The following is a 25,634-nucleotide window of genomic DNA, read 5'->3' on the forward strand; positions in this document are numbered from 1 at the left end:
ACCGATGGCAACGCAGAACGCGCTGACCGTTGAGGTCCTCGACGCGAGCGGCAAGAAGGCCGGGACCGCCGAGCTCCCCGCCGAGGTGTTCGACGTCGTGACGAACGTCCCGCTGATCCACCAGGTCGTCGTCGCCCAGCGTGCTGCCGCACGCCAGGGCACCCACGACACCAAGAGCCGCGGCGAGGTCCGCGGTGGTGGACGCAAGCCGTACAAGCAGAAGGGCACCGGCCGCGCCCGCCAGGGCTCGATCCGCGCGCCGCAGTTCGCGGGCGGTGGCACGGTCCACGGACCGACGCCGCGCTCGTACGACCAGCGGACCCCGAAGAAGATGAAGGCCGCCGCGCTCCGCGGTGCCCTCTCGGACCGGGCCCGCAACGGCCGCGTCCACGTCGTGACGGGCTTCGGCGTCGACGGTGCTCCGTCGACCAAGACCGCCCTCGCGACGCTCGCGAAGCTCTCCGAGCGCAAGCACGTCCTCGTCGTCACCGAGCGTGGTGACGAGCTGACGGTCAAGTCGCTGCGGAACGTCGAGCAGGTCCACCTCCTGGTGGCCGACCAGCTCAACACCTACGACGTGCTCGTCTCCGACGACGTCGTCTTCACGCAGGGCGCGCTCGACGCGTTCCTGGCCGGCCCGTCCACGGGTCGCTCCGCGAAGGCCGTCGCCACCTCCACCGAGGCGGACGAGACTGCTGCCGAGGAGGCTGCGAAGTGACCACCGTGACCAAGGACCCCCGCGACGTGATCCTCTCGCCCGTCGTCTCCGAGAAGAGCTACGGCCTCCTCGACGAGGGCAAGTACACGTTCGTCGTGGACCCGCGGGCCAACAAGACCGAGATCAAGATCGCCATCGAGCAGATCTTCTCCGTCAAGGTTGCGTCGGTGAACACGATCAACCGCAAGGGCAAGACGCGTCGCACGCGTTTCGGCCTGGGCAAGCGCAAGGACACCAAGCGTGCGATCGTCACCCTCCGCGAGGGCACGATCGACATCTTCGGCTGAGCCGACGAGAGCAGATTGAGGACAGATCCCCATGGGAATCCGTAAGTACAAGCCGACGACGCCCGGCCGCCGCGGCTCGAGCGTCGCCGACTTCGCCGAGATCACGCGCTCGCAGCCGGAGAAGTCTCTGGTCCGCCCGCTCTCCAAGAGCGGCGGTCGCAACAGCTCCGGCCGCATCACCACCCGTCACAAGGGTGGTGGCCACAAGCGTGCGTACCGCGTGATCGACTTCCGTCGTCACGACAAGGACGGCGTGCCCGCGAAGGTCGCTCACATCGAGTACGACCCCAACCGCACGGCGCGCATCGCGCTCCTGCACTACGCGGACGGCGAGAAGCGCTACATCATCGCGCCGAGCAAGCTCAAGCAGGGCGACGTCATCGAGAACGGCGCCGGGGCTGACATCAAGCCCGGCAACAACCTGCCGCTGCGCAACATCCCGACCGGTACGGTCATCCACGCCATCGAGCTCAAGCCCGGTGGCGGCGCGAAGATCGCCCGCTCGGCCGGCGCGTCGGTCCAGCTCGTCGCCAAGGACGGCCCGTACGCGCAGCTGCGCATGCCCTCCGGCGAGATCCGCAACGTCGACCTGCGCTGCCGCGCGACGGTCGGCGAGGTGGGCAACGCCGAGCAGTCGAACATCAACTGGGGCAAGGCCGGCCGCATGCGCTGGAAGGGCAAGCGCCCGACCGTCCGCGGTGTCGCGATGAACCCGATCGACCACCCGCACGGTGGTGGTGAGGGCAAGACCTCCGGTGGACGCCACCCGGTGAGCCCCTGGGGCCAGCCGGAGGGTCGTACCCGCCGTCCGAACAAGCCGAGCGACAAGCTGATCGTGCGTCGTCGACGTACCGGCAAGAAGCGCTGATAGGAGCCTGGAAACATGCCTCGTAGCCTGAAGAAGGGCCCCTTCGTCGACGGCCACCTCCAGAAGAAGGTGGACGTGCAGAACGAGAAGGGGACCAAGAACGTCATCAAGACCTGGTCCCGCCGGTCGGTCATCACGCCCGACTTCCTCGGTCACACTTTCGCCGTGCACGACGGTCGCAAGCACACCCCGGTGTTCGTCACCGAGGCGATGGTCGGCCACAAGCTCGGCGAGTTCGCTCCCACGCGGACCTTCCGCGGCCACGTGAAGGACGACAAGAAGGGTCGTCGCCGCTGACCCGCGAGGGTCAAGGTGACGACTGGATTGTCGAATGACGGTCAACACACAAGAAGGCAGGACAGCAATGGAAGCCAAGGCGCAGGCGCGGTTCGTCCGTGTCACGCCCCAGAAGGCCCGGCGCGTCGTGGACCTCATCCGTGGCAAGCAGGCCTCCGAGGCCGTCGCGGTGCTGAAGTTCGCACCGCAGGCGGCGAGCGAGCCCGTCCGCAAGGTCGTGGAGAGCGCGATCGCCAACGCCCGGGTGAAGGCGGACCGCGCGAGCGTCGCGTTCGACGAGCAGGAGCTCGTCGTGCGTGAGGCGTTCGTCGACGAGGGCCCGACCCTCAAGCGTTTCCGCCCGCGCGCCCAGGGCCGTGCGAACCGCATCCTCAAGCGCACCAGCCACATCACCGTGGTGATCGCTCCGCGCGAGAACACGAAGGGAAGTGCCCGATAGTGGGACAGAAGGTTCACCCGCACGGGTACCGCCTCGGCATCACCACCGACCACCGGTCGCGCTGGTTCGCCGACAGCACCAAGCCCGGACAGCGGTACCGCGACTACGTCCGCGAGGACGTCCAGATCCGCAAGCTCATGAGCACCGGTCTCGAGCGCGCGGGCATCTCCAAGGTCGAGATCGAGCGCACCCGTGACCGTGTCCGCGTGGACATCCACACGGCGCGCCCGGGCATCGTCATCGGTCGCCGTGGCGCCGAGGCCGACCGCATCCGCGGCGAGCTGGAGAAGCTCACCGGCAAGCAGGTGCAGCTCAACATCCTCGAGGTCAAGAACGCTGAGATCGACTCCCAGCTCGTGGCCCAGGGGATCGCGGAGCAGCTCGCGAGCCGTGTCTCGTTCCGTCGTGCCATGCGCAAGGGCATCCAGTCCGCGCAGCGCGCCGGCGCGAAGGGCATCCGCGTCCAGGTCTCCGGCCGCCTCGGTGGCGCGGAGATGAGCCGGTCGGAGTTCTACCGCGAGGGTCGTGTGCCGCTGCACACGCTGCGCGCGAACATCGACTACGGCTTCTTCGAGGCCCGCACCACGTTCGGCCGTATCGGCGTGAAGGTGTGGATCTACAAGGGCGACATGACCGAGAAGGAGTGGGCCGCCCAGCAGGCGACCGCTGCTCCTCGCCAGGGCCGTGGCGGCCCGCGCGGCGAGCGCGGTGGCGACCGTGGCGGCGACCGCCGTGGTGGGCGTCGTCCCGAGCGTTCGGCCGAGCGGAGCGCAGCTCCCGAGGCGCCGGCCGCCGAGCAGGCCCCGGCCACGGAGCCCGCTCAGCAGGCCCCTGAGACCGGAACGGAGGCCTGAGTCATGCTGATCCCGCGCAGGCTCAAGCACCGCAAGCAGCACCACCCGTCGCGCTCCGGCGCGGCCAAGGGTGGCACGCAGATCTCGTTCGGTGAGTACGGCATCCAGGCTCTCGAGCCGGCGTACGTCACGAACCGTCAGATCGAGGCTGCTCGTATCGCGATGACCCGCCACATCAAGCGTGGCGGAAAGGTCTGGATCAACATCTACCCGGACCGTCCCCTGACCAAGAAGCCCGCCGAGACCCGCATGGGTTCCGGCAAGGGCTCGCCCGAGTGGTGGGTCGCCAACGTCAAGCCCGGCCGCATCGTCTTCGAGCTGGCCGGTGTCCCGGAGCCCCTGGCTCGTGAGGCCATGCGCCGCGCGATCCACAAGCTCCCGATGAAGTGCCGTTTCGTGGTGCGCGAGGGTGGTGGCAACTGATGGCTGTCGGAACGAAGGGGCTCGCCCCCACGGACCTGGATGCCTTCGACGACGAGAAGCTCGTCGCCGAGCTGAAGAAGGCCAAGGAGGAGCTCTTCAACCTCCGTTTCCAGTCGGCCACCGGCCAGCTGGAGAGCCACGGACGCCTCAAGGCCGTCCGTCGCGACATCGCGCGGATCTACACGATCCTGCGTGAGCGCGAGCTCGGTATCCGTACTGCACCGAGCGCCGAGTGAGTGAGGCTGGAATGAGCGAGAACGCAACGAACGCCCCGGTCGAGGAGGCGAGCGCCGAGGAGGCGCGCGCGTACCGCAAGACCCGCCGCGGCTACGTCGTCAGCGACAAGATGGACAAGACCGTCGTGGTCGAGGTCGAGGACCGGGTCAAGCACCCGCTCTACGGCAAGGTCATCCGTCGCACGAGCAAGGTCAAGGCGCACGACGAGCAGAACTCCGCCGGCGTCGGCGACCTCGTCCTGATCATGGAGACCCGCCCGCTGTCCGCGACCAAGCGGTGGCGCCTGGTGGAGATCCTCGAGAAGGCCAAGTAGTACCGGCCGTGGCGGGCGGCGCACGTCGTCCGCCACGACCGATCTCGTGCCGCGCCTCGCGGTGCGGCAACCAGTGAGGACAGGAGCGGCGGGTCCCCCGCCGCGACCTGGCCGGTTCACCCGCGAGGGACCCGGCACTGACAGCTATCCGTTCGGCAAGGCTCGCCCCGACCGCGGTCGTGGTGAGAACCGGCTCGACGACAGGAGTACATGACATGATCCAGCAGGAGTCGCGACTTCGTGTCGCCGACAACACGGGTGCCAAGGAGATTCTCTGCATCCGCGTTCTCGGTGGCTCGGGCCGTCGCTACGCCGGAATCGGCGACACCATCGTCGCAACCGTCAAGGACGCGATCCCGGGCGGCAACGTGAAGAAGGGCGACGTCGTCAAGGCCGTCATCGTCCGGACCGCCAAGGAGCGCCGTCGTCCGGACGGTTCCTACATCAAGTTCGACGAGAACGCGGCCGTGATCCTCAAGAACGACGGCGAGCCGCGCGGTACGCGCATCTTCGGCCCCGTCGGTCGTGAGCTGCGCGACAAGCGCTTCATGAAGATCATCTCGCTGGCTCCGGAGGTGCTCTGACCATGGCGAAGATCAAGAAGGGCGACCTCGTGGTCGTCATCGCGGGCAAGGACCGCGGCAAGCAGGGACGCGTGCTCGAGGTCCTCAAGGACAGCGACCGCCTGGTCGTCGAGGGCGTGCAGCGCGTCACGAAGCACACCAAGGTCGGCCAGTCGCAGCGCGGCACGCGGACCGGTGGCATCGAGACCGTCGAGGCGCCGATCCACATCAGCAACGTGATGGTCGTCGACCCGGAGACCAAGAAGGGCACCCGCGTCGGGTACCGCACCGAAGAGGTCGAGCGTGACGGCCGCAAGCGGACGGTTCGCGTCCGTGTCGCCAAGCGCTCCGGTAAGGACATCTGATGAGCACCGATATCGCAGCCCCCGAGGTCCCGCGCCTCAAGCAGCGCTACCGCGACGAGATCGTCGCCGGTCTGCGCGAGGAGTTCGGCCACGGCAACGTCAACCAGGTCGCCCGCGTCACGAAGATCGTCGTGAACATGGGTGTCGGTGACGCCGCCAAGGACTCGAAGCTCATCGAGGGCGCCATCCGCGACCTCTCCGCGATCACCGGCCAGAAGCCGCAGGTCACGAAGGCCCGCAAGTCCATCGCGCAGTTCAAGCTGCGTGAGGGCATGCCGATCGGTGCGCACGTCACGCTGCGCGGCGACCGCATGTGGGAGTTCCTCGACCGTCTGCTGTCGATCGCCCTGCCGCGCATCCGCGACTTCCGCGGCCTGTCGCCCAAGCAGTTCGACGGGCACGGCAACTACACGTTCGGCCTCACGGAGCAGTCGATGTTCCACGAGATCGACCAGGACAAGATCGACCGTGTCCGCGGTATGGACATCACGATCGTGACCACGGCGACGACCGACGACGAGGGCCGCTCCCTGCTGCGCCGTCTCGGCATGCCTTTCAAGGAGAACTGACATGGCGAAGAAGGCCCTGGTCAACAAGGCGGCCGCCAAGCCCAAGTTCGCGGTCCGCGCCTACACCCGGTGCCAGAAGTGCGGTCGTCCGCACTCCGTGTACCGCAAGTTCGGCCTGTGCCGCATCTGCGTGCGCGAGATGGCCCACCGTGGTGAGCTTCCGGGCGTCACCAAGAGCAGCTGGTAACAACTACGTCGTAGGTCCTGGCGGGACGCACCGCACGGTGCGCGCCCGCCGGGATACCACGTCGAGGAAGGGCTAGAGCCCAATGACGATGACCGATCCGATCGCAGACATGCTGACGCGTCTGCGGAACGCGAACTCGGCTTACCACGACACGGTCACCATGCCGTTCTCGAAGCTGAAGTCGCACATTGCCGAGATCCTCCAGGCCGAGGGCTACATCGCCGGCTGGAGCGTCGAGGACGCGAAGGTGGGCCAGAACCTCACCATCCAGCTCAAGTTCGGCCCGAACCGTGAGCGCAGCCTTGCCGGCGTGCGTCGCGTGTCGAAGCCCGGCCTGCGCGTGTACGCGAAGTCCACCAACCTGCCCAAGGTGCTCGGCGGCCTCGGCGTGGCGATCCTGTCCACGTCCTCCGGCCTCCTCACCGACAAGCAGGCCGCTACGAAGGGCGTGGGCGGCGAAGTCCTCGCCTACGTCTGGTAATCCGGAAAGGAGATACGCCATGTCTCGAATCGGCAAGATCCCCGTTCCGGTCCCGGCCGGAGTGGACGTCACCATCAGCGGCGCGCTCGTGACCGTGAAGGGCCCCAAGGGTTCTCTCGAGCACAACGTGCCCACCCCCATCCAGGTCGCCCAGGAGGACGCCACGCTCGTGGTGTCGCGCCCGGACGACGAGCGCGCGTCCCGCGCGCTGCACGGCCTCACGCGAACCCTCCTGGCGAACATCGTCCAGGGCGTCACGCAGGGCTACGAGAAGAAGCTCGAGATCGTCGGTACCGGGTACCGCGTGACCGCGAAGGGCTCGGACCTCGAGTTCGCCCTCGGGTTCAGCCACCCGGTCGTCGTGACCCCGCCCGCGGGCATCACGTTCGCCGTCGAGAGCCCCACCAAGTTCTCGGTGTCGGGCATCGACAAGCAGCAGGTCGGCGAAGTCGCTGCGAACATCCGCAAGATCCGCAAGCCCGAGCCGTACAAGGGCAAGGGTGTGCGTTACGCCGGCGAGGTCGTCCGCCGCAAGGTCGGAAAGGCTGGTAAGTAACGATGGCTCTGAAGGTTCTCGGCAAGGGCAAGGCCGTCGCGCGTCAGCGCCGCCACCTGCGCCTGCGCAAGAAGATCAAGGGGACCGACGCTCGTCCGCGCCTCGTGGTCACGCGCTCCACGCGCCACATCACGGCCCAGGTCGTGGACGACACGATCGGCCAGACGCTCGCGTCGGCCTCGTCCCTCGAGGCGGACCTGCGTGCGCTCGACGGCGACAAGAGCGCCAAGGCCCGCAAGGTCGGCGAGCTCGTCGCCGAGCGTGCGAAGGCCAAGGGCGTCGACTCCGTCGTGTTCGACCGCGGTGGCAACAAGTACCACGGTCGGGTCGCTGCGGTCGCCGACGGCGCACGCGAGGGCGGTCTGGCCCTGTGACGACGCCGACCATCCGTACACGGAAGCAAAGGATTCTCTGATGGCTGCAGGGCAGCGCAGCAACACCGGCGCCCCCACGGGTGCCGCCAACGAGTCGAGCGACCAGAACGCCCGCGGGGGCCGCGACAACCGTCGTGACAACCGCCGTGACGGTCGCCGGGGCGACGCAGCCGAGAAGAACGCCTTCGTCGAGCGCGTCGTCACCATCAACCGCGTCTCCAAGGTCGTCAAGGGCGGCCGTCGCTTCAGCTTCACCGCGCTGGTCGTGGTGGGCGACGGCGACGGCACCGTCGGTGTCGGCTACGGCAAGGCGAAGGAGGTGCCCGCGGCGATCGCCAAGGGTGTCGAGGAGGCCAAGAAGAACTTCTTCAAGGTCCCGCGCATCCAGGGCACCATCCCGCACCCCATCCAGGGTGAGGCCGCCGCCGGCGTCGTCTTCCTGCGTCCGGCCGCTCCGGGTACCGGTGTCATCGCCGGCGGTCCGGTGCGCGCCGTGCTGGAGTGCGCCGGTATCCACGACGTCCTGAGCAAGTCGCTCGGCTCGTCCAACGCGATCAACATCGTGCACGCGACCGTCGAGGCGCTGCGCAACCTCGAGCAGCCTGAGGCTGTCGCGGCGCGCCGTGGCCTGCCGCTCGAGCACGTGGCTCCGGCCGCGCTGCTGCGTGCCCGTGCAGCGGGGGTGAACGCCTGATGGCCAGGCTCAAGGTGACCCAGACGAAGTCCGCCATCGGCGGCAAGCAGAACCAGCGCGACACGCTGCGCACTCTGGGCCTCAAGCGGATCGGCGACACCGCCGTGAAGGAGGACCGCCCGGAGATCCGCGGCATGGTCGCGACGGTGGCGCACCTCGTCACCGTTGAGGAGGTCGAGTGACCATGGCTGAGAAGGCCACCAAGGAGACCGTCGAGGCTCCGAAGAAGAAGGCTCCCGCCAAGAAGGCGGAGGCCGCTCCGGCGAAGCAGACCGAGGGTGCCGGCGGCACGCTCAAGATGCACCACCTGCGTCCGGCTCCCGGCGCCAAGAAGGCCAAGACCCGTGTGGGTCGTGGTGAGGCGTCGAAGGGTAAGACGGCGGGCCGCGGTACCAAGGGTACGAAGGCTCGTTACCAGGTGCCCGAGCGCTTCGAGGGCGGGCAGATGCCTCTGCACATGCGCCTGCCGAAGCTGCGCGGGTTCAAGAACCCGTTCCGCACCGAGTACCAGGTCGTGAACCTGGACAAGCTCGCCGCGCTGTACCCCGAGGGTGGCTCCGTCACCGTCGAGGACCTCGTGGCGAAGGGCGCGGTCCGCAAGGGCCAGCTCGTGAAGGTGCTCGGTACGGGCGAGATCACCGTCAAGCTCGAGGTCGCGGTCGACGCCCTCTCGGGCGCGGCCCGCGAGAAGATCCTCGCGGCCGGCGGTTCGGTCTCGGAGGACTGACACCACTGGACAGGGCCGGTGGCGCGCACGCGCCGTCGGCCCTGTCCGTGTCTCGGGACCGGCTCGCGCCGGGTCTCGGGAACGGTCGCCGTCCCGTCGGGCAGCGGGGCGCGACTAGACTTCCCGTCGGCCGTCGTCGGTCTTGGACCGACGGCTGGTCGACGTGGTGGACGACCGACCGATCCCGGTCAGCCGACACCGACTTGCCGTTCGACGCGGCGCAACGGTTAGGGTGCCTCTTGGCGCCGGTGCCGTGCGTCACACCTCGCCGGGCCTCCCGGCGACACGACATCCCGCCTCGGCGGGCCAGGAGGATAGGTGCTCAGCGCATTCGCCCGGGCTTTCCGGACGCCTGACCTGCGGCGCAAGCTGCTGTTCACGATCGCGATCATGGCGATCTTCCGTGTGGGTTCGTTCATCCCCACGCCGGGTGTGGACTACCCCAACGTGCAGCAGTGCATCGCGGAGACCGCCGAGGGCAACGACCTGCTCGGGCTCGTCAACCTCTTCAGCGGCGGCGCGCTGCTCCAGCTGTCGATCTTCGCGCTCGGGATCATGCCGTACATCACGGCGAGCATCATCGTGCAGCTCCTGCGCGTGGTGATCCCTCGCTTCGAGGCCCTGCACAAGGAGGGACAGTCGGGCACCGCGAAGCTCACGCAGTACACGCGCTACCTGACGATCGCGCTCGCGATCCTCCAGTCGACGACCGTCATCACGACGGCGCGCAACGGTCTGCTCTTCCAGGGCTGCTCGGTCGAGGTCATCCCCGACGGCAGCTTCGTCACGATGGCCCTCATGGTCATCACGATGACCGCCGGTACCGGCCTCATCATGTGGCTGGGCGAGCTCATCACCGAGCGTGGCGTCGGCAACGGCATGTCGCTGCTCATCTTCACGTCGATCGCCGCGAGCTTCCCGACCGCCCTCTGGTCGATCGCCGGTGGCGCGAACGGCGCCGCGAACTTCATCATCATGATCGCGGTGATCGTCCTCGTGATCGGGCTCGTCGTGTTCGTCGAGCAGTCGCAGCGCCGGGTGCCGGTCCAGTACGCCAAGCGCATGGTCGGCCGGCGCATGTATGGCGGTTCGAGCACGTACATCCCGATCAAGATCAACATGGCCGGCGTCATCCCGGTGATCTTCGCGGCCTCGCTGCTCGCGGTCCCGGGCCTCATCGCGCAGTTCGGCGACCAGACCGCCGGCTGGGTGATCTGGGTCAGCACGAACCTCGCCGACCCCGCGGCGCCGCTGCACATCGCGCTGTACGTCGCGATGATCCTGTTCTTCTGCTTCTTCTACACGGCGATCACGTTCAACCCGGACGAGGTCGCGGACAACATGAAGAAGTACGGCGGGTTCATCCCGGGCATCCGCGCCGGGCGCCCGACCGCCGAGTACCTCGACTACGTCATCACCCGCATCACCTCCGCGGGCTCCATCTACCTCGCGCTCGTCGCGCTCCTGCCGACGCTGGTCCTCATCGGTCTCGGCGTGAGCACGAACATCCCGTTCGGCGGCTCCTCGATCCTCATCGTGGTCGGCGTCGGCCTGGAGACGGTCAAGCAGATCGACTCCCAGCTGCAGCAGCGCCACTACGAAGGGTTCCTCCGTTGAGCAACGCCCCCACCGCACGCCTCGTGATCATGGGCCCTCAGGGTGCCGGCAAGGGGACGCAGGCCGCCCGGCTCGCCGAGCGCTTCGCGATCCCCGCGATCTCCACGGGCGACATCTTCCGGGCGAACATCAAGGGCGGCACGGAGCTCGGCCGCCTCGTGCAGGAGTACACGGCCAAGGGCGACCTCGTCCCCGACTCCGTGACCAACGCGATGGTGCGGGACCGCCTCGCTCAGGACGACGTCGCACGCGGCTTCATCCTCGACGGCTACCCCCGCAACGCGGCACAGGTCGTCGAGCTCGACGCGATCCTCGCCGACCTGGGCTGGTCGCTCGACGGCGTCGTGGAGATCACGGCGGACCGTGACGAGCTCCTCGCCCGGCTCGCGAAGCGCGCCGAGATCGAGGGCCGTGAGGACGACACCGAGGAGGCCATCGCGCGCCGCCTCGACATCTACGCGGAGCAGACGGCTCCGCTCACCTCCGCGTACGACGAGCGGGGTCTGCTCGTCCGCGTGGACGGCATCGGCGAGATCGACGACGTCACGGAGCGCATCGTGTCCGCGCTCGAGCCGCTGGTCGCCTGACGACAGAGCAGTACCGCACGACCCGCGGTCCGGTGCCCCGAGCGGTGCCGTGCGGGTGCCGGTCGGGAGAGGGAGCACGGTGTTCGGTCGCGAACGCATCGAGTACAAGACGCACGATCAGGTCCAGGCCATGCGGCGTGCGGGGGTCGTCGTCGCGACGGCCCTCGAGACGGTGCGCGACGCCGTGCGGCCCGGCATGACCACGAGCGACCTCGACGCCCTCGCCGCCGCGGTCATCGCTGACGCAGGTGCCACCTCGTCGTTCCTCGGCTACGAGGGGTACCCGGCGACGGTGTGCGTGTCGGTCAACGACGAGGTGGTGCACGGCATCCCCGGGGCGCGCGAGCTGCGCGCGGGAGACGTCGTGTCGGTGGACTGCGGCGCCGTCGTCGACGGCTGGCACGGTGACTCCGCGACGTCGTTCGTCCTCGGTGAGGCGGACCCCGCCGACGAGGCGCTCGTCGAGGCCACGCGCCAGGCCATGTGGGACGGGATCGCCGCGCTCGCCAGGAGCGAGCGGCTCGGCGACGTCGGCGTCGCGATCGAGGACTCGGTCCGAGCGGCGGGGGAGCGGGACGGCGTCGCCTACGGGATCGTCGAGGAGTACGTGGGGCACGGGATCGGTTCCGCGATGCACCAGCCGCCGGACGTCCCGAACTACCGCACGCGCGACCGCGGTCCGCGGCTCCGGCCGGGCATGTGCCTCGCGATCGAGCCGATGGTCACGCGCGGGGAGCGCTTCACCCAGGTGTGCGAGGACGACTGGACGGTCGTCACCGACGACGGCTCGCGGGCCGCGCACTGGGAGCACAGCGTCGCGATCCTCGAGGACGGCATCTGGGTCCTCACCGCGCCCGACGGCGGTGCGGGCGAGCTCGCGGCACGCGGCGTGCAGGTCGCGCCGCTCGGCGCCTGACGTCTCGTCGCTCTCGCGACGGTGCGGCGCCCTGCGGTCTGCGCCGCGGGGGTGCGCGCCGGCCGGCTCGCGTCGGTGGACCGGTGTGACACACCCGGGTTTCACGACGCTTGCCGGATGCCGTAGGATAGACCGTTGGGTGTAGTCCGTGTTCACTGGTACGCCCGGCTCCGCCGTCCCGAAGGGCGCCGGTGCCGGCGTCGACGCGAGGCTCCACACGACAATCCACGCTCGCGGGCCTCGGTCCCTCGCGCGTGGGACCGAGCAGTTCAGACGAGAGTTAGCGGAGGACATGGCAAAGAAGGACGGTGTCATCGAGATCGAGGGCAGCGTGGTCGAGGCCCTGCCGAACGCGATGTTCCGCGTGGAGCTGGCCAACGGGCACAAGGTTCTCGCCCACATCTCGGGCAAGATGCGTCAGCACTACATCCGGATCCTCCCCGAGGACCGTGTCGTGGTGGAGCTCAGCCCGTACGACCTGTCCCGCGGCCGGATCGTCTACCGCTACAAGTAGTCGTCACGCGTCCACCACTCAACCAGCCGCCGTCTCCGCGGTAGACCGGTCCGCCCGGTCCACCGTCGTGCGGGGGCGGAGCACCACTGAGGGAACACTGATGAAGGTCAAGCCCAGCGTCAAGAAGATCTGCGACAAGTGCAAGGTGATCCGCCGGCACGGTCGCGTCATGGTGATCTGCGACAACCTGCGGCACAAGCAGCGCCAGGGCTGAGCCCTCGCCTGCGCCACGGGTGACGGCCCTCGGGCCGGATCACCGGGCGACCGCCTGAGGGCGGCGCCCACCAGCGCACCACCACGAACCCGCCCCGGAGGGCGGTCGCCACGGCGGCCGCACGACGGCGCGGGGAAACCCCCGGCCCGGAGGCCGGGGCCCGCGGCTCCCGCGGGAGGGCGGTGCGGAAGACCTCCGGACGAAGTACGAGGAGCCGAAAGGCACATGGCACGTCTCATCGGCGTCGACCTCCCCCGCGACAAGCGGCTCGAGGTTGCGCTCACCTACATCTTCGGCGTCGGCCGCACCCGCGCCCAGCAGACGCTGGCCGCCACGGGCATCAGCCCGGACGCGCGCGTGAAGGACCTCGGCGACGCCGAGCTCGTCGCGCTCCGCGACTACCTCGAGGGCAACTACAAGCTCGAGGGTGACCTCCGTCGTGAGGTGGCCGCCGACATCCGCCGCAAGGTCGAGATCGGCACCTACCAGGGCCTGCGTCACCGCCGCGGCCTTCCCGTGCGCGGTCAGCGCACGAAGACCAACGCGCGCACGCGCAAGGGACCGAAGCGCACCGTGGCCGGCAAGAAGAAGGCCCGCTAAGCAGCAGTCCGCCGGGCGGGCCCCAGCCGTGCGGTGACCCACGCGTCACCGGGCGGCTCGGAGATCCCCGCGGTCCGACCACCTCAGACCAGGAGAGAAAGAGCACATGCCTCCCAAGACTCGCGCAGCCTCCGGCTCGCGCAAGCCGCGCCGCAAGGACAAGAAGAACGTCCCGCTGGGCCAGGCGCACATCAAGAGCACCTTCAACAACACGATCGTCTCGATCACCGACCCGACGGGCGCCGTGATCGCCTGGGCCTCGGCCGGGCACGTGGGCTTCAAGGGCTCCCGCAAGTCCACGCCGTTCGCCGCGCAGCTCGCCGCGGAGTCCGCCGCGCGCCGCGCGCAGGAGCACGGTGTGAAGAAGGTCGACGTCTTCGTCAAGGGCCCCGGCTCCGGCCGCGAGACCGCGATCCGCTCCCTCCAGGCCACCGGCCTCGAGGTCGGCTCGATCCAGGACGTGACGCCGCAGGCGCACAACGGGTGCCGTCCGCCCAAGCGTCGCCGCGTCTGATCGTCCTCGCCGTCGGCACGCACGCCGTCGACGGGTCCCCGGGTGCCTCGCGCACGCCGGAGCCCCGTCGACGGCAGCGGTCCGTCCGGGCTACGGCCCGGGCGCGTCGACGGCACCCCTTCCCGACCGGGTGGACCGAGTCCCGGCCGGGGCCGCGCGCGCAGGCGCGCACCTCGCCTTGAACCGTGAAGCGTCATATGGCGGACGCTCACCGAAAGGAAACCACCAGTGCTGATCGCACAGCGCCCCACCTTGACCGAAGAGGTCATCTCGGAGAACCGTTCGCGCTTCTCCATCGAGCCCCTGGAGCCGGGCTTCGGCTACACGCTCGGCAACTCGCTGCGTCGCACGCTGCTGTCGTCCATCCCGGGCGCGGCGGTCACCTCCATCCGCATCGACGGTGTGCTCCACGAGTTCACCACCGTGCCGGGTGTCAAGGAGGACGTCACCGAGGTCATCCTCAACATCAAGAACCTCGTCGTCTCCTCGGAGAACGACGAGCCCGTCGTGATGTACCTGCGCAAGCAGGGCGCTGGCGCCGTCACCGCGGCGGACATCGTCCCGCCCGCGGGCGTGGAGGTCCACAACAGCGATCTGCACATCGCCACGCTGAACGACAAGGGCAAGCTCGAGATCGAGCTCACGGTCGAGCGTGGCCGCGGGTACGTCTCGGCTGCGCAGAACAAGTCGTTCGACGCGGAGATCGGCCGCATCCCGGTCGACTCGATCTACTCGCCGGTCCTCAAGGTGACCTACAAGGTCGAGGCGACGCGTGTCGAGCAGCGCACGGACTTCGACAAGCTGGTGGTGGACGTCGAGACGAAGCAGGCGATCTCGCCCCGCGACGCCCTCGCGTCCGCGGGCAAGACGCTCGTCGAGCTGTTCGGCCTGGCCCGTGAGCTCAACGTCGAGGCCGAGGGCATCGAGATCGGCCCGTCGCCGACGGACGCCGCGCTCGCCGCGGACCTCGCGCTGCCGATCGAGGAGCTCAACCTCACGATCCGCTCGTACAACTGCCTCAAGCGCGAGGGCATCCACCAGGTGGGCGAGCTCGTCGCTCGCAGCGAGGCCGACCTGCTGGACATCCGCAACTTCGGTGCCAAGTCCATCAACGAGGTGAAGGAGAAGCTCGCCGAGCTCGGCCTGTCCCTCAAGGACTCGCCGCTGGACTTCGACCCCTCGGCCGCGGCGTACTACGACGGCGACGAGGACGAGCCGACGTTCTCGGACACCGAGCAGCAGTACTGAGCCGGCGCGAGCCAGCGACTCCCACACCTCTAGCGCGCCCCGGGTCGCACCCCGGCCGCGAAAACTTCCCAAGGAGCACATCCCATGCCTACCCCCACCAAGGGTCCGCGGCTCGGCGGTGGACCGGCTCACGAGCGTCTGATCCTCGCGAACCTGGCCACGTCGCTGTTCGAGCACGGCCGCATCACGACCACCGAGACCAAGGCGAAGCGCCTGCGTCCGCTGGCCGAGCGCCTCATCACGTTCGCCAAGCGCGGTGACCTGCACGCGCGTCGTCGCGTCCTGCGCGTCGTGCGCGACAAGTCCGTGGTGCACACGCTGTTCACCGAGATCGCGCCGCAGATGGCGGAGCGCAACGGTGGCTACACGCGCATCACGAAGGTCGGCACGCGCAAGGGCGACAACGCGCCCCTCGCGGTCATCGAGCTCGTGACCGAGCCCGTCAGCCCGAAGCAGGCCGTCGTCCGCGAGGCCGAGAAGGCTGCGGAGAAGGCCAGCAAGAAGAAGGCCGACAAGCCGGCGAAGAAGGCCGACGCCCCGGTCGAGGACGTTCCCGTCGAGGACGCTCCCGTCGCCGAGGACCAGGTCGCGGACGCGCCCGTCGAGGACGCTCCCGCTGACAAGGCCGAGGAGACCAAGGAGGCCTGAGGCCCCCTTCTGCTCCGCACGAGGGGCCCGGAACCGCACGGTTCCGGGCCCTTCGTCGTCCGCGGGGCGGTATCGCTCCACGAGGTCGACCTCAGCGTCGCCAGATCGACCTTCAGAAGGTCGATCTCGCGACGCTCGGGTCGATCTCGCGACAGGGGCTGATGTCAAGGGCCCGTGCGACCGCCCGGCCCGGCGCCTACTGTCAAGAGATGCGCTCCGTCCGCGACGCCCCGCCCGTGCTCCTCGTGCACGGTTCGCGCACGTCGCGCACGATGTGGCGTGCCCAGCTCGCCGCGCTCGACCGTGCCCGTGTCCCCGCCCTCGCCGTCGACCTTCCCGGCCACGGCACGCGGCGCGGCGAGCCGTTCACGCTCGACGGCGCGGTGGAGGCCGTCGCACAGGGTGTCGACGACCTGGGTGGGCGGGCGCTCGTCGTCGGGCTGTCGCTGGGCGGGTACGTGGCGATCGAGGCTCGGGCGCGGTATCCCGACCACGTGCTCGGGCTGGTCGCGGCGAGCTGCTCGACCGTGCCGAGCACGCGGTTGCGCGCCGCGTGGCTCGTCGCCGCGGAGCGCATCGAGAGGCTCCCCGACGGCGGGGCGGCCCTCAACCAGGCGCTCGTCGATCGCGCGATGCCCGCCGAGGGGGCAGCCGACCTCGCCGCGGGCGGCTTCGCCCTCGACGTCATGAGCGCGATCTTGCGGGAGCTGGGAACCGCCGACCCGCTCGGCGCGCTCGAGTCGACGGACTCGCCGGTCTGGCTCGTCAACGGGCGGTGGGACCACTTCCGGACGGGCGAGCGGTCGTTCCTCGCCGCCGCACGTCGCGGGGGAGCACGCGCCCGCCTCGTCGTGATCCCGGGGGCACGTCACCTCGTGAGCCTCGACCGGCCTGTCGCCTTCTCGCGCCACCTGCTCGAGGCCGTGGCCGACGTCGCGCGCGGCCCGGCGCGCGACGCTCCAGCCCGCCTTGCCGGGGCCGCCGACGACCGCTCGCTGACCGCGTCAGGCGGCCGGTAGGGCCCACGCGCGCCCATCGGGCGGCCGGCTGCCCGCAGGCGCCGTCAGGCGAGCGGGAGGTCCCACGCGCGGGCGCCCCCGACGAGCGCGGCGGAGTTCGGGACCACGACGACGTCGTCGCCCAGCCGGTCCAGCACCGTGGGCGTGATCTGCCGGGAGTTCCCGCCGCCGAGGTAGAGGCGGTCCCACCAGAACACCGGCCGCAGCCCGTCCACGACGGCGAGCACACGCCGCGACCAGAGCGCGTTCCCGAGGCGCCGCCGTTCCGGCTCGCCGACGTACTCGTCGTACGACGTTCCGCGCCGCACGGGCGCGCGCGACCACTCGAGGTGCGGCGCGAGCCGACCCCCGTGGAACAGGGCGGACCCGAGACCTGTCCCGAGGGTGAGGACCAGCTCGAGCCCCGACGCCGCGACGACGCCCGCGCCGTGGACCTCGGCGTCGTTGAGCACGAGCGCAGGCACGCCGAGGCGGCGCGCGACGGCTGCCTGGACGTCGAAGCTCGTCCAGGCCTCGACGAGAGCCGGGTCGACGCGCGACCGCGGGCCGCTGCGCGTCACGTAGTGCGGGGTGTGCACGACGACGCCGCGGCGGATCATCCCGGGCATGCCGACAGTCGCGCGGTCCGCGCGCGGGAGCCTGCTCGCGATGTCCGCGACCGTCTCGACGAGCAGCTCCGGCGGGAACGGGTACGGGGTCGGCACGCGCACGGCTGCCGCGTGGGCGGTGCCGGAGGAGTCCAGCACGCTCGCCTTGATCCCGCCGCCGCCGCAGTCGACGGCGAGCGTCCTCAGGTCGGTCATGCGTCGCAGCGTAGGCGCGCGCAGAGGCGTGCGCGACGCGCGGGGCGGACGGCGACCGGCCCGCGCCGCCGCCGCTGCAGGCACTGTCGCGGGCTCGGGGGACCCCGTCGACCGCGACCGACGGCTACCGTGAACCCCTGTGAACGACCTTCCGCCCGACCGCCCTTCCGTGCCGACGCCTGCGCCCGGCGGCGCCACCGGCGACCAGCACGAGAGCTCTGGCGACCGGCTGGGGCCGGCCCGAGACGCCGTACGCGTCCGGCTGGACCTGGCCTACCAGGGCACGCGCTTCGCCGGGTGGGCGAGGCAGCCCGGGCTGCGGACGGTCCAGGGTGCCCTGGAGGACGCGTTCGCGACCCTCCTGCGGGGCGACCCGCCCCGGCTGACCGTCGCGGGCCGCACGGATGCCGGCGTGCACGCCCGCGGCCAGGTCGCGCACGTCGACCTCACGCGCGCCCAGTGGGAGGCGCTGCCCGGTCGCTCCGACCGCGAGCCGGGCTCCGCGCTCGTCGCGCGGCTCGGGGGCGTGCTGCCGAGCGACGTCGTGGTGCGTCGTGCCACCCCGGCACCGGAAGGGTTCGACGCGCGGTTCTCCGCGCTGCACCGCGCGTACACCTACCGCGTCGTGGACGACCCGGAGCAGCGCGACCCGCTGCGCCGCGAGTGGACGCTGTGGAACCGCCGGCCGCTCGACGTGGCCGCGATGGACGCGGCCGTCCGCCCGCTGCTCGGGGTGCGCGACTTCGCTGCGTTCTGCAAGCCGCGCCCCGGTGCCACGACGATCCGCGAGCTGCAGCACCTGTCATGGTCGCGACCGACCGACGGCCCCGACGCCGGGCTGGTCGTCGCGCACGTCCGCGCGGACGCGTTCTGCCACAACATGGTCAGAGCCCTGGTCGGTGCGTCGCTCGCCGTGGGGGAGGGGCGGCGCGACGTCGCGTGGCCCGCTGCGCTCCTGGCGAGCCGACGGCGCGACGGCGGGGCCGGCGTCGTGCCGTCGCACGGGCTGGTGCTCGAGGAGGTGACCTACCCGCCGGACGAGCAGCTCGCGGACCGGGCCGAGCGCATCCGTGCGGTCCGCAACGAGGAGGACGTGTGGGACGCCGCCGACGGGTCCTGACCCGCCGACGACGCCCCACCGGTCACGGCTCCTCGACGATGTGGACCGCGGCCTCCTCCGCGCTCGCGCCCGCACCGGAGATGCCCTCGTCGTCGGCGTAGGTGTCGTTCTGGCGCCCGTCCAGGGCGTCGGGGTCGGCGGTGAGCCGGCCCGCGCGGGAGGTGTCGGGCCGGTCGAGCGGGTCGCCGTCCCACTCCTCCGGCTCCTCCTCCGCGAGGCGCTGGTCGAGCGACTCGCCGTGGACCTCTTCCCACGCCGTCTCGCCGAAGTGGTTCGCGCGGTCGCGCTCCGGCGGGGAGTAGCCCTCGTCGAGCACGTCGTCCACCCCCCGGTCGAGCAGCGTGTCCTCCGCCTGCAGCTGGTCGTTGTCGCCCTCGGCCCCGGTCTCCGGGTCAGGGCTGGTGCCTGTGGTCTCGGTCATGCCCCCACCGTCGCACCTCGCGACGACCGTCGCAGCACGACGGCGTCCCGGCCGCCACGGACCTCCCGGCCCCACGCCGTCGGGTCGACCGCCGCGCCAAAGGACGTGACCACGACGCGTGCCACGGGCGACCATGGCGGGGTGGGACACCTCGAGATCAGCGACATCACCTACCACCTGCCCGACGGCCGGACCCTCCTGGACTCCGTGAGCCTGCGGGTCGCGGACGGTGCCCGGGTCGCGCTCGTGGGCCCGAACGGCGTCGGCAAGTCCACGCTGCTGCGGATCGTCACGGGCGACCTCGCCCCGCACGGCGGCGCCGTCGTCCGCAGCGGGGGCCTCGGCGTGATGCGGCAGCAGGTCGCGCGCGGGGACGACGACCGCACGGTGCGCGACCTGCTCGTCGAGCTGGCCCCGACCGCGGTGCGCGAGGCGGCGATCGAGCTCGCCGCCGCCGAGCTCGACGTCATGACCGTCGACGACACCGCCGCGCAGATGCGGTACGCGCAGGCGCTCGCGGACTGGGCGGACGTCGGCGGGTACGACGCGGAGACGGCGTGGGACCGCGTGACCGACGAGGTGCTGTCGATCCCCTTCGAGCGGGCGCAGTGGCGCGAGCTGCGGACGCTGTCGGGCGGGGAGCAGAAGCGGCTCGCCCTCACCGCGCTGCTGGGCGGCCCGGAGCAGGTCCTCCTGCTCGACGAGCCGGACAACGCGCTCGACGTCCCGACCAAGCGCTGGCTCGAGGACCGGCTCGTCGAGTCACCGAAGTCGGTCCTGTACGTGTCGCACGACCGCGAGCTGCTCGCGCGCACCGCGACGCAGGTCGCGACCCTCGAGCCGACACCCGGGGGCGGCACGCTCTGGGTCCACGGCGGCGGGTTCACGACGTACGCGCAGGCGCGCGAGGAGCGTCGCGAGCGGCTGGCCGAGCTCGCGCGCCGCTGGGACGAGGAGCACCGCAAGCTCGTCGACCTCGTCCAGACGCTCAAGACGAAGGCGGCGTTCAACGACGGGCTCGCGAGCCGGTACCAGGCGGCGCGCACGCGCCTGCGGAAGTTCGAGGAGGCCGGTCCGCCCGAGGTCCTGGCGCGCGAGCAGCGCGTCAGCGTGCGCCTGCGGGGCGGGCGCACGGCCAAGCGCGCCGTGACGTGCCACGCCCTCGAGCTCACCGGGCTCGTGCAGCCGTTCGACCTGGAGGTGTTCTTCGGCGAGCGCGTGGCCGTGCTCGGGTCGAACGGCTCGGGCAAGTCGCACCTCCTCCGCCTCCTCGCCGCGGGCGGGAGCGACCCGGAGCCCGGCCTCGTGCCCGACGTCGCGCCGCACCCCGGGCTCCCCGGCGCACCCGCCGACGCGGACGCCCCCGCACCGGTCGCCCACACCGGGCGGGCCGTCCTGGGCTCGCGCGTCCGGCCCGGCTGGTTCGCCCAGAACCATGACCATCCCGGCCTGCGCGGGCGCACCCTGCTGGAGATCCTGCACCGCGGCGAGGGCAACCGGGCGGGGAGGGGGCGCGAGGACGCGAGCCGCGCGCTCGACCGGTACGAGCTCGTCGCCCAGGCGGAGCAGCGCTTCGAGACGTTGTCGGGCGGTCAGCAGGCGCGGTTCCAGATCCTGCTCCTCGAGCTCGACGGCGCGACGCTCCTGCTGCTCGACGAGCCGACGGACAACCTCGACCTGCACTCCGCGGAGGCGCTCGAGGCCGGCCTCGCGGCGTTCGAGGGCACGGTCCTCGCCGTGACCCACGACCGCTGGTTCGCGCGCGGCTTCGACCGGTTCCTCGTCCTCGGGGGCGACGGCCGGGTCGTCGAGACACCGGAGCCGGTCTGGGACGTCGAGCGCGTGGACCGCGTCCGCTGACCGGCGCCCCGCCGGCAGGATCGGCGATCGTCGCCGTGGTGGGGCGTCGCGGGCGGTCGCGGGCAGTCGCGGGCAGTCGCGGGTGGTCGCGGGTGGTCGCGGGCTCGGTCCGGGGGAGGCCGCGAGATCCCTATCCTGGAGAGCATGGCCGTCCACAAGATCGTGCTCTTCTATGCCTTCACCCCGCTCGCGGACCCGCGCGCGGTGCAGCTCTGGCAGCTCGCCCTCGCCGAGCTCTGGCACCTGACGGGCCGCGTCCTCGTCTCGGAGCACGGCATCAACGCGACGCTCGGCGGGACGGTGGAGGACCTCAAGCAGTACGTGAAGACGACGCGACGGTACGCGGGCTTCGAGCGCATCGACGTCAAGTGGTCGGACGGTACGGGCCACGACTTCCCGCGCCTGTCGGTCAAGGTGCGTCCCGAGCTCGTGGCGTTCGGTGCGGCGGACGAGCTGAAGGTCGACGAGGACGGCGTGGTGGGGGGCGGGGAGCGGCTCAGTCCGCAGGGCCTGCACGACCTCGTCGACGCGCGCGGGGACGACGTCGTGATGTTCGACGGCCGCAACGCGTTCGAGGCCGCGATCGGGCGGTTCCGGGGCGCGGTGGTCCCGGACGTTGAGACGACGCGGGACGTCGTGGCCGAGATCGACTCGGGCCGCTACGACGACCTCAAGCAGCGCCCGGTGGTGACGTACTGCACCGGTGGCGTGCGGTGCGAGGTGCTGTCGGCGCTCCTGCGCGCGCGCGGGTTCGAGGAGGTGTACCAGCTCGACGGCGGTGTGGTGCGCTACGGCGAGGTGTTCGGCTCGACGGGGCTGTGGGACGGGTCGCTCTACGTGTTCGACGAGCGGAGGCACGTCGAGCTCGGACCGGGTTCGACCCCGCTGGGGGAGTGCACCGTGTGCGCCGCCGCGACGGCGTGGTACGACAACTGCGCCGACCCCTCGTGCCGGACGCTGCGGCTCTTCTGCGACGACTGCGCCGCGACCGCGCGGGAGGGGCGCTGCGAGGTGTGCGTCGAGGAACGACCGGAGAGGGCCGGCACCCGCACCCGCACCTGAGATGCTCGTCCGGCCGCTTTGACCACGACCCGCCCGCGCGGGTACTCTGGTGAGTCGTTGTGCTCTTCTCACGACACCCGTGTCGCTAGCGCGCCCACTCGCTGCCGGCCAAGGAGCGGGTGTCGACCGAGCCCGCCGCGCAACGACAACGCCCTCTCGACCGCCTGCTTCAGCGGCCGAAGAAGACACCTGACAGAAACGAAGGCTACGACCGTGCGTACGTACACCCCGAAGCCCGGCGACATCCAGCGCAACTGGTACGTCATCGACGCGACCGACGTCGTCCTGGGCCGCCTGGCCACCCACGTGGCCACCCTGCTGCGCGGCAAGCACAAGCCGACCTTCGCTCCGCACGTCGACGGCGGTGACTTCGTCATCGTCATCAACGCCGGCAAGGTCGCCCTCAGCGGCAACAAGCGCGAGCAGAAGATGGCCTACAACCACTCGGGCTACCCGGGTGGTCTGCGTGCCACCGCCTACGGCGACCTGCTCGACAAGCACCCCGAGCGTGCCGTCGAGAAGGCCGTGCGCGGCATGGTGCCGAAGACGAGCCTCGGCCGCGCCCAGATGGGCAAGCTGAAGGTCTACGCGGGTGCCGAGCACCCCCACGCCGCTCAGCAGCCCCAGCCGTTCGAGATCACCCAGGTCGCGCAGTAATCGCCGCCCAGGCGTAGCCGACAGAGAGACGCGAGGACACACCCGTGGCCGAGACCACCGTCGAGACCGACACGCTGGGTGACGAGACCCCCAGCACCTACACCTCCGAGTCCGCAGCCCCCACGGGCCGCGGGCAGAGCATCACCGCCCCCGGGCAGGCCCTGGGCCGTCGCAAGGAGGCGGTCGCTCGCGTCCGCCTCGTGCCCGGCACGGGTCAGTGGAAGGTCAACGGGCGCACGCTCGAGGACTACTTCCCGAACAAGGTCCACCAGCAGCTCGTCAACTCCCCGCTGAAGCTGGTCGACGTCGAGGGTCGCTTCGACGTCGTCGCCCGCATCTCGGGTGGCGGCACCTCCGGGCAGGCCGGTGCGCTGCGCCTCGGCATCGCCCGTGCGCTCAACGCGATCGACGCGGAGAACAACCGCCCGGCGCTGAAGAAGGCCGGCTTCCTCACGCGCGACGCACGCGTCGTCGAGCGCAAGAAGGCCGGGCTCAAGAAGGCCCGCAAGGCCCCGCAGTACTCCAAGCGCTGATCCGCGCCGTGTGATCGTCGGCCCCGGTGGACTCGTCCGCCGGGGCCGACGGCATTTGTCAGGACTGTTGACGAGCCCCGGCGCGGGTATGCAAGGCGGCGCGCGGTCGACGCGCGACGCCGTGAGGGAAGGACTTCCATGGGACGACTGTTCGGGACCGACGGCGTGCGAGGCCTCGCCAACGGCAACGTGACGGCCGAGCTCGCGCTCGACCTCGGCGTCGCCGCGGCACGCGTGCTCGCGGACGGGCCGGAGGGACACCGTCCGCGCGCGGTCGTGGGACGGGACACCCGCGTGTCCGGGGAGTTCCTCGGCGCGGCGCTCGCCGCCGGGCTCGCGAGCGCGGGCGTCGACGTGCGGGACGTCGGCGTCCTGCCGACCCCCGGCGTCGCCTATCTCACGAGCACGATGGACGTCGACTTCGGCGTCGTCATCTCCGCGTCGCACAACCCCATGCAGGACAACGGGATCAAGTTCCTCGCGCGCGGCGGCGTCAAGCTCGACGACGCGGTCGAGGACGCGATCGAGTCGGTCCTGGGGCAGGAGTGGTCGCGCCCGACGCACGGCAGCGTCGGTCGGCTGTCCCGTGACACCGGCCGCGCCGGGAGCGCGTACGTCGAGCACCTCATGGCCAGCATCGGTGCCGACGAGGACGCCAAGCCTCTCGCCGGCCTGCGGATCGCCGTGGACTGCGCGAACGGCGCGGCGAGCGACGTCGGTCCGGCGGCGCTGCGCGCGGCCGGTGCGGACGTCGTCGTCATCAACGCGAGCCCCGACGGGCACAACATCAACGCGGCGTGCGGCTCCAACCACCCCGAGCAGCTCCAGGCCGTGGTCGTCGCGTCGGAGGCCGACTTCGGCGTCGCGTTCGACGGCGACGCGGACCGGTGCATCGCCGTCGACCACGGCGGCGCCGTCGTCGACGGCGACCAGATCATGGGGGTGCTCGCGCTCGCGCTCAAGGACGAGGGCGCCCTGCCGGACGACACGCTCGTCGTCACGGTGATGAGCAACCTCGGCCTCCTCCTCGCGATGCGCGACGCCGGGATCCGGACGGTGCAGACCGCCGTGGGAGACCGGTACGTCCTCGAGGAGATGCGCGCGCACGGCTACGGACTCGGCGGCGAGCAGTCCGGCCACATCGTCATCTCGCGCTACGCGACGACGGGCGACGGCGTCCTCACCGCGCTGCAGCTCGCCGCGCGCGTCAAGGCGACCGGGCAGAAGCTCGCGGACCTCGCGGGCGTCGTCCAGCGGCTGCCGCAGACGCTCGTGAACGTCCCCGGGGTCGACCGGTCGCGGGCGGCGCGCGACGAGGCGCTGCTCGCCGCGATCGCCGACGCCGAGGCGACGCTCGGGGAGACGGGGCGCGTCCTGCTGCGCCCGTCCGGGACCGAGCCGCTCGTGCGCGTGATGGTGGAGGCCGCGACCCAGCAGCAGGCGGACGCGGTCGCCGGTGGGCTCGCCGACGTCGTCCGCGAGCGCCTGGCGCTGTGAGCCGACGCAGGGCCGTGTGGCGGCGGGGGACGGGGACGACTGCGGTGAGCGGAGCGGAGCGATGAGCGTGCGTTACGGGGTCGACGAGGCGCTGCGGGCGCACGTGGTCGGCCTGCTCGACACCTTCGACGACGGCCTCCTGCCCATCGTGCAGGCCGGGCACCCGGTCCTGCGCACGCCCGCCGTCCCGTACGCGGGTCAGCTCGGCGACGTGCTGTCGCCGCTCCTGGACGCGATGCGGGCGACCATGCACGCCGCCCCCGGCGTCGGGCTCGCCGCCCCGCAGATCGGGTTGGGCCTGGCGCTCGCGGTCGTCGAGGACCCGGGCTCGCCCGACCCGGACGACGAGCGCGAGCGGCCCCCGCTGCCCTTCCGCGTCCTGGTGAACCCTCGCTACGAGGCGGTGGGCGAGGAGACGCGGACGTTCGTCGAGGGGTGCCTGTCGGTGCACGGCTGGCAGGCGGAGCGCCCCCGCGCGCGCTCGGTCCGCCTCACCGGAGAGGACGAGACCGGAGCGCCGGTCGACGAGGTCCTCACCGGGTGGCCCGCGCGGATCGTCCAGCACGAGACGGACCACCTGCGCGGTGAGCTGTATCTCGACGGTGCCGACCTGCGGACGCTCGCGTCCACGCTCGCGGCCGCCCGCCTTCCCCAGGCCCGCACGGACGCCTGACGGGACCGGGTCTCTCGCGCCCGCGCACCGGCGCGTGGTCCCCACGACGTACCCGTACCGCGGCCGATCTCCCTCGACAGGATGACGACGCTGCGCCACCCGCGCGGAAGACTCGGGGTCACCGCCAAGGCCGGCGGAAGTCCTCAGGGTTCACTCGGGGGAATTCCTGATGGACGACG

Annotated in this window: 38 protein-coding genes; 36 read left to right on the top strand and 2 right to left on the bottom strand. The window is 71.1% G+C overall.

The window, feature by feature from the left end; genetic code table 11:
• The first annotated feature begins 4 nt into the window (after positions 1-4).
• The 29 genes from rplD (at position 5) to V5D56_RS09560 (ending at position 16,829) form a co-directional block, all read left to right on the top strand.
• Entirely contained in the window at positions 5-718 is a 714-nt protein-coding gene (gene rplD / locus V5D56_RS09420) for a 50S ribosomal protein L4 (RefSeq protein ID WP_251153536.1), read from the top strand.
• The gene (gene rplW, locus V5D56_RS09425; RefSeq protein ID WP_251153537.1) at positions 715-1,005 is read left to right on the top strand and encodes a 50S ribosomal protein L23; all 291 of its coding nucleotides are present in this window, start codon (positions 715-717) and stop codon (positions 1,003-1,005) included. The genes rplD and rplW overlap by 4 nt, the downstream gene beginning before the upstream one ends.
• 31 nt (positions 1,006-1,036) lie before the next feature.
• The gene (gene rplB, locus V5D56_RS09430) at positions 1,037-1,873 is read left to right on the top strand and encodes a 50S ribosomal protein L2 (RefSeq protein ID WP_191612722.1); all 837 of its coding nucleotides are present in this window, start codon (positions 1,037-1,039) and stop codon (positions 1,871-1,873) included.
• A gap of 15 nt (positions 1,874-1,888) precedes the next feature.
• Positions 1,889-2,170, top strand: a complete 282-nt coding sequence (gene rpsS / locus V5D56_RS09435) for a 30S ribosomal protein S19 (RefSeq protein ID WP_435738769.1) — start codon at positions 1,889-1,891, stop codon at positions 2,168-2,170.
• A 67-nt stretch (positions 2,171-2,237) separates the two neighbouring features.
• Entirely contained in the window at positions 2,238-2,609 is a 372-nt protein-coding gene (gene rplV, locus V5D56_RS09440) for a 50S ribosomal protein L22 (protein WP_251153538.1), read from the top strand.
• Entirely contained in the window at positions 2,609-3,463 is an 855-nt protein-coding gene (rpsC, locus tag V5D56_RS09445; protein ID WP_251153539.1) for a 30S ribosomal protein S3, read from the top strand. The genes rplV and rpsC overlap by 1 nt, the downstream gene beginning before the upstream one ends.
• Before the next feature lie 3 nt (positions 3,464-3,466).
• Positions 3,467-3,886 (top strand): 50S ribosomal protein L16, encoded by a 420-nt coding sequence (rplP, locus tag V5D56_RS09450; RefSeq protein ID WP_069386374.1) that lies wholly within the window; start codon positions 3,467-3,469, stop codon positions 3,884-3,886.
• Entirely contained in the window at positions 3,886-4,122 is a 237-nt protein-coding gene (rpmC, locus tag V5D56_RS09455; protein WP_069386375.1) for a 50S ribosomal protein L29, read from the top strand. Before rplP ends, rpmC begins: the two co-directional genes overlap by 1 nt.
• A gap of 11 nt (positions 4,123-4,133) precedes the next feature.
• Entirely contained in the window at positions 4,134-4,436 is a 303-nt protein-coding gene (rpsQ, locus tag V5D56_RS09460; RefSeq protein WP_251153540.1) for a 30S ribosomal protein S17, read from the top strand.
• 215 nt (positions 4,437-4,651) lie between these two features.
• On the top strand, positions 4,652-5,020 hold the full coding sequence (gene rplN / locus V5D56_RS09465; RefSeq protein WP_079572436.1) for a 50S ribosomal protein L14: 369 nt from the start codon (positions 4,652-4,654) through the stop codon (positions 5,018-5,020).
• Positions 5,021-5,022: 2 nt separating this feature from the next.
• Entirely contained in the window at positions 5,023-5,364 is a 342-nt protein-coding gene (gene rplX / locus V5D56_RS09470; protein ID WP_251153541.1) for a 50S ribosomal protein L24, read from the top strand.
• The gene (gene rplE / locus V5D56_RS09475) at positions 5,364-5,933 is read left to right on the top strand and encodes a 50S ribosomal protein L5 (RefSeq protein ID WP_251153542.1); all 570 of its coding nucleotides are present in this window, start codon (positions 5,364-5,366) and stop codon (positions 5,931-5,933) included. Before rplX ends, rplE begins: the two co-directional genes overlap by 1 nt.
• A gap of 1 nt (position 5,934) precedes the next feature.
• Complete coding sequence (locus tag V5D56_RS09480) at positions 5,935-6,120, top strand: type Z 30S ribosomal protein S14 (protein ID WP_012867931.1); 186 nt, start codon at positions 5,935-5,937, stop codon at positions 6,118-6,120.
• 82 nt (positions 6,121-6,202) lie between these two features.
• Complete coding sequence (rpsH, locus tag V5D56_RS09485) at positions 6,203-6,601, top strand: 30S ribosomal protein S8 (protein WP_251153543.1); 399 nt, start codon at positions 6,203-6,205, stop codon at positions 6,599-6,601.
• 19 nt (positions 6,602-6,620) lie between these two features.
• Positions 6,621-7,157, top strand: a complete 537-nt coding sequence (rplF, locus tag V5D56_RS09490) for a 50S ribosomal protein L6 (RefSeq protein WP_435738770.1) — start codon at positions 6,621-6,623, stop codon at positions 7,155-7,157.
• A 2-nt stretch (positions 7,158-7,159) separates the two neighbouring features.
• Positions 7,160-7,531, top strand: a complete 372-nt coding sequence (gene rplR / locus V5D56_RS09495) for a 50S ribosomal protein L18 (RefSeq protein ID WP_251153545.1) — start codon at positions 7,160-7,162, stop codon at positions 7,529-7,531.
• A 40-nt stretch (positions 7,532-7,571) separates the two neighbouring features.
• The gene (gene rpsE / locus V5D56_RS09500; RefSeq protein WP_251153546.1) at positions 7,572-8,225 is read left to right on the top strand and encodes a 30S ribosomal protein S5; all 654 of its coding nucleotides are present in this window, start codon (positions 7,572-7,574) and stop codon (positions 8,223-8,225) included.
• Positions 8,225-8,407, top strand: coding sequence for a 50S ribosomal protein L30 (gene rpmD, locus V5D56_RS09505; protein WP_021480439.1), 183 nt, complete (start codon positions 8,225-8,227; stop codon positions 8,405-8,407). Before rpsE ends, rpmD begins: the two co-directional genes overlap by 1 nt.
• Before the next feature lie 2 nt (positions 8,408-8,409).
• The gene (rplO, locus tag V5D56_RS09510) at positions 8,410-8,952 is read left to right on the top strand and encodes a 50S ribosomal protein L15 (RefSeq protein WP_435738771.1); all 543 of its coding nucleotides are present in this window, start codon (positions 8,410-8,412) and stop codon (positions 8,950-8,952) included.
• A gap of 318 nt (positions 8,953-9,270) precedes the next feature.
• Positions 9,271-10,569: a preprotein translocase subunit SecY gene (gene secY / locus V5D56_RS09515; protein WP_435738772.1), complete on the top strand. Its 1,299-nt coding sequence runs from the start codon at positions 9,271-9,273 to the stop codon at positions 10,567-10,569.
• A gap of 29 nt (positions 10,570-10,598) precedes the next feature.
• The gene (locus V5D56_RS09520; protein WP_435738992.1) at positions 10,599-11,156 is read left to right on the top strand and encodes an adenylate kinase; all 558 of its coding nucleotides are present in this window, start codon (positions 10,599-10,601) and stop codon (positions 11,154-11,156) included.
• A 79-nt stretch (positions 11,157-11,235) separates the two neighbouring features.
• Positions 11,236-12,072, top strand: coding sequence for a type I methionyl aminopeptidase (map, locus tag V5D56_RS09525; protein WP_435738773.1), 837 nt, complete (start codon positions 11,236-11,238; stop codon positions 12,070-12,072).
• Between the two features lie 292 nt (positions 12,073-12,364).
• Positions 12,365-12,586 carry a translation initiation factor IF-1 gene (gene infA / locus V5D56_RS09530; protein WP_012867920.1) on the top strand — a complete coding sequence of 74 codons (222 nt, stop codon included), beginning with the start codon at positions 12,365-12,367 and terminating at the stop codon, positions 12,584-12,586.
• A gap of 100 nt (positions 12,587-12,686) precedes the next feature.
• The gene (gene rpmJ, locus V5D56_RS09535; RefSeq protein ID WP_003956441.1) at positions 12,687-12,800 is read left to right on the top strand and encodes a 50S ribosomal protein L36; all 114 of its coding nucleotides are present in this window, start codon (positions 12,687-12,689) and stop codon (positions 12,798-12,800) included.
• Between the two features lie 225 nt (positions 12,801-13,025).
• A complete protein-coding gene (gene rpsM, locus V5D56_RS09540) occupies positions 13,026-13,400 on the top strand; it encodes a 30S ribosomal protein S13 (protein ID WP_229243414.1) in 375 nt (124 codons plus the stop codon).
• Between the two features lie 106 nt (positions 13,401-13,506).
• Positions 13,507-13,914: a 30S ribosomal protein S11 gene (gene rpsK / locus V5D56_RS09545; RefSeq protein WP_251153550.1), complete on the top strand. Its 408-nt coding sequence runs from the start codon at positions 13,507-13,509 to the stop codon at positions 13,912-13,914.
• A gap of 228 nt (positions 13,915-14,142) precedes the next feature.
• Positions 14,143-15,162 carry a DNA-directed RNA polymerase subunit alpha gene (locus V5D56_RS09550; RefSeq protein WP_251153551.1) on the top strand — a complete coding sequence of 340 codons (1,020 nt, stop codon included), beginning with the start codon at positions 14,143-14,145 and terminating at the stop codon, positions 15,160-15,162.
• Between the two features lie 84 nt (positions 15,163-15,246).
• Positions 15,247-15,810, top strand: coding sequence for a 50S ribosomal protein L17 (gene rplQ, locus V5D56_RS09555; protein WP_435738774.1), 564 nt, complete (start codon positions 15,247-15,249; stop codon positions 15,808-15,810).
• A gap of 209 nt (positions 15,811-16,019) precedes the next feature.
• Positions 16,020-16,829 (top strand): alpha/beta fold hydrolase, encoded by an 810-nt coding sequence (locus tag V5D56_RS09560; protein ID WP_435738775.1) that lies wholly within the window; start codon positions 16,020-16,022, stop codon positions 16,827-16,829.
• 44 nt (positions 16,830-16,873) lie between these two features.
• Here V5D56_RS09560 and V5D56_RS09565 read toward each other — a convergent pair whose 3' ends face one another.
• Positions 16,874-17,632: an ROK family protein gene (locus V5D56_RS09565; RefSeq protein ID WP_435738776.1), complete on the bottom strand. Its 759-nt coding sequence runs from the start codon at positions 17,630-17,632 to the stop codon at positions 16,874-16,876.
• A 229-nt stretch (positions 17,633-17,861) separates the two neighbouring features.
• Between V5D56_RS09565 and truA the strand changes: the two genes are divergently transcribed.
• Complete coding sequence (gene truA, locus V5D56_RS09570) at positions 17,862-18,752, top strand: tRNA pseudouridine(38-40) synthase TruA (RefSeq protein WP_435738993.1); 891 nt, start codon at positions 17,862-17,864, stop codon at positions 18,750-18,752.
• A gap of 22 nt (positions 18,753-18,774) precedes the next feature.
• Here the strand turns inward: truA and V5D56_RS09575 are convergent, their stop codons facing one another.
• Complete coding sequence (locus tag V5D56_RS09575; RefSeq protein ID WP_435738777.1) at positions 18,775-19,173, bottom strand: DUF5709 domain-containing protein; 399 nt, start codon at positions 19,171-19,173, stop codon at positions 18,775-18,777.
• 141 nt (positions 19,174-19,314) lie between these two features.
• On the opposite strand from V5D56_RS09575, the gene V5D56_RS09580 reads away from it, so the two are divergent.
• The 6 genes from V5D56_RS09580 (at position 19,315) to V5D56_RS09605 (ending at position 25,455) form a co-directional block, all read left to right on the top strand.
• A complete protein-coding gene (locus tag V5D56_RS09580) occupies positions 19,315-21,033 on the top strand; it encodes an ATP-binding cassette domain-containing protein (RefSeq protein ID WP_435738778.1) in 1,719 nt (572 codons plus the stop codon).
• Positions 21,034-21,177: 144 nt separating this feature from the next.
• Positions 21,178-22,095, top strand: a complete 918-nt coding sequence (locus tag V5D56_RS09585; protein ID WP_435738779.1) for a rhodanese-related sulfurtransferase — start codon at positions 21,178-21,180, stop codon at positions 22,093-22,095.
• Between the two features lie 213 nt (positions 22,096-22,308).
• On the top strand, positions 22,309-22,752 hold the full coding sequence (rplM, locus tag V5D56_RS09590; RefSeq protein ID WP_435738780.1) for a 50S ribosomal protein L13: 444 nt from the start codon (positions 22,309-22,311) through the stop codon (positions 22,750-22,752).
• Between the two features lie 44 nt (positions 22,753-22,796).
• Positions 22,797-23,285, top strand: a complete 489-nt coding sequence (gene rpsI / locus V5D56_RS09595) for a 30S ribosomal protein S9 (protein WP_435738781.1) — start codon at positions 22,797-22,799, stop codon at positions 23,283-23,285.
• 138 nt (positions 23,286-23,423) lie between these two features.
• Positions 23,424-24,782, top strand: a complete 1,359-nt coding sequence (glmM, locus tag V5D56_RS09600; protein WP_435738782.1) for a phosphoglucosamine mutase — start codon at positions 23,424-23,426, stop codon at positions 24,780-24,782.
• 61 nt (positions 24,783-24,843) lie between these two features.
• Entirely contained in the window at positions 24,844-25,455 is a 612-nt protein-coding gene (locus V5D56_RS09605; protein WP_435738783.1) for a peptide deformylase, read from the top strand.
• Positions 25,456-25,634: the final 179 nt, after the last annotated feature.

It is taken from the genome of Cellulosimicrobium sp. PMB13 (assembly GCF_051294865.1).
Lineage (GTDB): Bacteria > Actinomycetota > Actinomycetes > Actinomycetales > Cellulomonadaceae > Cellulosimicrobium.

What these genes read in the sequence shown, in the direction of transcription:
- V5D56_RS09585 (WP_435738779.1), top strand. Translation starts at nt 21,178, where the DNA reads ATGGCCGTCCACAAGATCGTGCTCTTCTATGCCTTCACCCCGCTCGCG.
- V5D56_RS09560 (WP_435738775.1), top strand. Translation starts at nt 16,020, where the DNA reads ATGCGCTCCGTCCGCGACGCCCCGCCCGTGCTCCTCGTGCACGGTTCG.
- rplN (WP_079572436.1), top strand. Translation starts at nt 4,652, where the DNA reads ATGATCCAGCAGGAGTCGCGACTTCGTGTCGCCGACAACACGGGTGCC.
- rplB (WP_191612722.1), top strand. Translation starts at nt 1,037, where the DNA reads ATGGGAATCCGTAAGTACAAGCCGACGACGCCCGGCCGCCGCGGCTCG.
- rplO (WP_435738771.1), top strand. Translation starts at nt 8,410, where the DNA reads ATGGCTGAGAAGGCCACCAAGGAGACCGTCGAGGCTCCGAAGAAGAAG.
- V5D56_RS09565 (WP_435738776.1), bottom strand. Translation starts at nt 17,632, where the DNA reads ATGACCGACCTGAGGACGCTCGCCGTCGACTGCGGCGGCGGCGGGATC.
- rpsE (WP_251153546.1), top strand. Translation starts at nt 7,572, where the DNA reads ATGGCTGCAGGGCAGCGCAGCAACACCGGCGCCCCCACGGGTGCCGCC.
- V5D56_RS09520 (WP_435738992.1), top strand. Translation starts at nt 10,599, where the DNA reads ATGGGCCCTCAGGGTGCCGGCAAGGGGACGCAGGCCGCCCGGCTCGCC.
- rpsS (WP_435738769.1), top strand. Translation starts at nt 1,889, where the DNA reads ATGCCTCGTAGCCTGAAGAAGGGCCCCTTCGTCGACGGCCACCTCCAG.
- rplD (WP_251153536.1), top strand. Translation starts at nt 5, where the DNA reads ATGGCAACGCAGAACGCGCTGACCGTTGAGGTCCTCGACGCGAGCGGC.
- rplP (WP_069386374.1), top strand. Translation starts at nt 3,467, where the DNA reads ATGCTGATCCCGCGCAGGCTCAAGCACCGCAAGCAGCACCACCCGTCG.
- glmM (WP_435738782.1), top strand. Translation starts at nt 23,424, where the DNA reads ATGGGACGACTGTTCGGGACCGACGGCGTGCGAGGCCTCGCCAACGGC.
- rplX (WP_251153541.1), top strand. Translation starts at nt 5,023, where the DNA reads ATGGCGAAGATCAAGAAGGGCGACCTCGTGGTCGTCATCGCGGGCAAG.
- rpsK (WP_251153550.1), top strand. Translation starts at nt 13,507, where the DNA reads ATGCCTCCCAAGACTCGCGCAGCCTCCGGCTCGCGCAAGCCGCGCCGC.
- rpsQ (WP_251153540.1), top strand. Translation starts at nt 4,134, where the DNA reads ATGAGCGAGAACGCAACGAACGCCCCGGTCGAGGAGGCGAGCGCCGAG.
- rpsM (WP_229243414.1), top strand. Translation starts at nt 13,026, where the DNA reads ATGGCACGTCTCATCGGCGTCGACCTCCCCCGCGACAAGCGGCTCGAG.
- rplF (WP_435738770.1), top strand. Translation starts at nt 6,621, where the DNA reads ATGTCTCGAATCGGCAAGATCCCCGTTCCGGTCCCGGCCGGAGTGGAC.
- rplE (WP_251153542.1), top strand. Translation starts at nt 5,364, where the DNA reads ATGAGCACCGATATCGCAGCCCCCGAGGTCCCGCGCCTCAAGCAGCGC.
- V5D56_RS09480 (WP_012867931.1), top strand. Translation starts at nt 5,935, where the DNA reads ATGGCGAAGAAGGCCCTGGTCAACAAGGCGGCCGCCAAGCCCAAGTTC.
- rpsH (WP_251153543.1), top strand. Translation starts at nt 6,203, where the DNA reads ATGACGATGACCGATCCGATCGCAGACATGCTGACGCGTCTGCGGAAC.
- rplR (WP_251153545.1), top strand. Translation starts at nt 7,160, where the DNA reads ATGGCTCTGAAGGTTCTCGGCAAGGGCAAGGCCGTCGCGCGTCAGCGC.
- infA (WP_012867920.1), top strand. Translation starts at nt 12,365, where the DNA reads ATGGCAAAGAAGGACGGTGTCATCGAGATCGAGGGCAGCGTGGTCGAG.
- rpmD (WP_021480439.1), top strand. Translation starts at nt 8,225, where the DNA reads ATGGCCAGGCTCAAGGTGACCCAGACGAAGTCCGCCATCGGCGGCAAG.
- rpmC (WP_069386375.1), top strand. Translation starts at nt 3,886, where the DNA reads ATGGCTGTCGGAACGAAGGGGCTCGCCCCCACGGACCTGGATGCCTTC.
- rpmJ (WP_003956441.1), top strand. Translation starts at nt 12,687, where the DNA reads ATGAAGGTCAAGCCCAGCGTCAAGAAGATCTGCGACAAGTGCAAGGTG.
- V5D56_RS09575 (WP_435738777.1), bottom strand. Translation starts at nt 19,173, where the DNA reads ATGACCGAGACCACAGGCACCAGCCCTGACCCGGAGACCGGGGCCGAG.
- rplQ (WP_435738774.1), top strand. Translation starts at nt 15,247, where the DNA reads ATGCCTACCCCCACCAAGGGTCCGCGGCTCGGCGGTGGACCGGCTCAC.
- rplV (WP_251153538.1), top strand. Translation starts at nt 2,238, where the DNA reads ATGGAAGCCAAGGCGCAGGCGCGGTTCGTCCGTGTCACGCCCCAGAAG.
- V5D56_RS09605 (WP_435738783.1), top strand. Translation starts at nt 24,844, where the DNA reads ATGAGCGTGCGTTACGGGGTCGACGAGGCGCTGCGGGCGCACGTGGTC.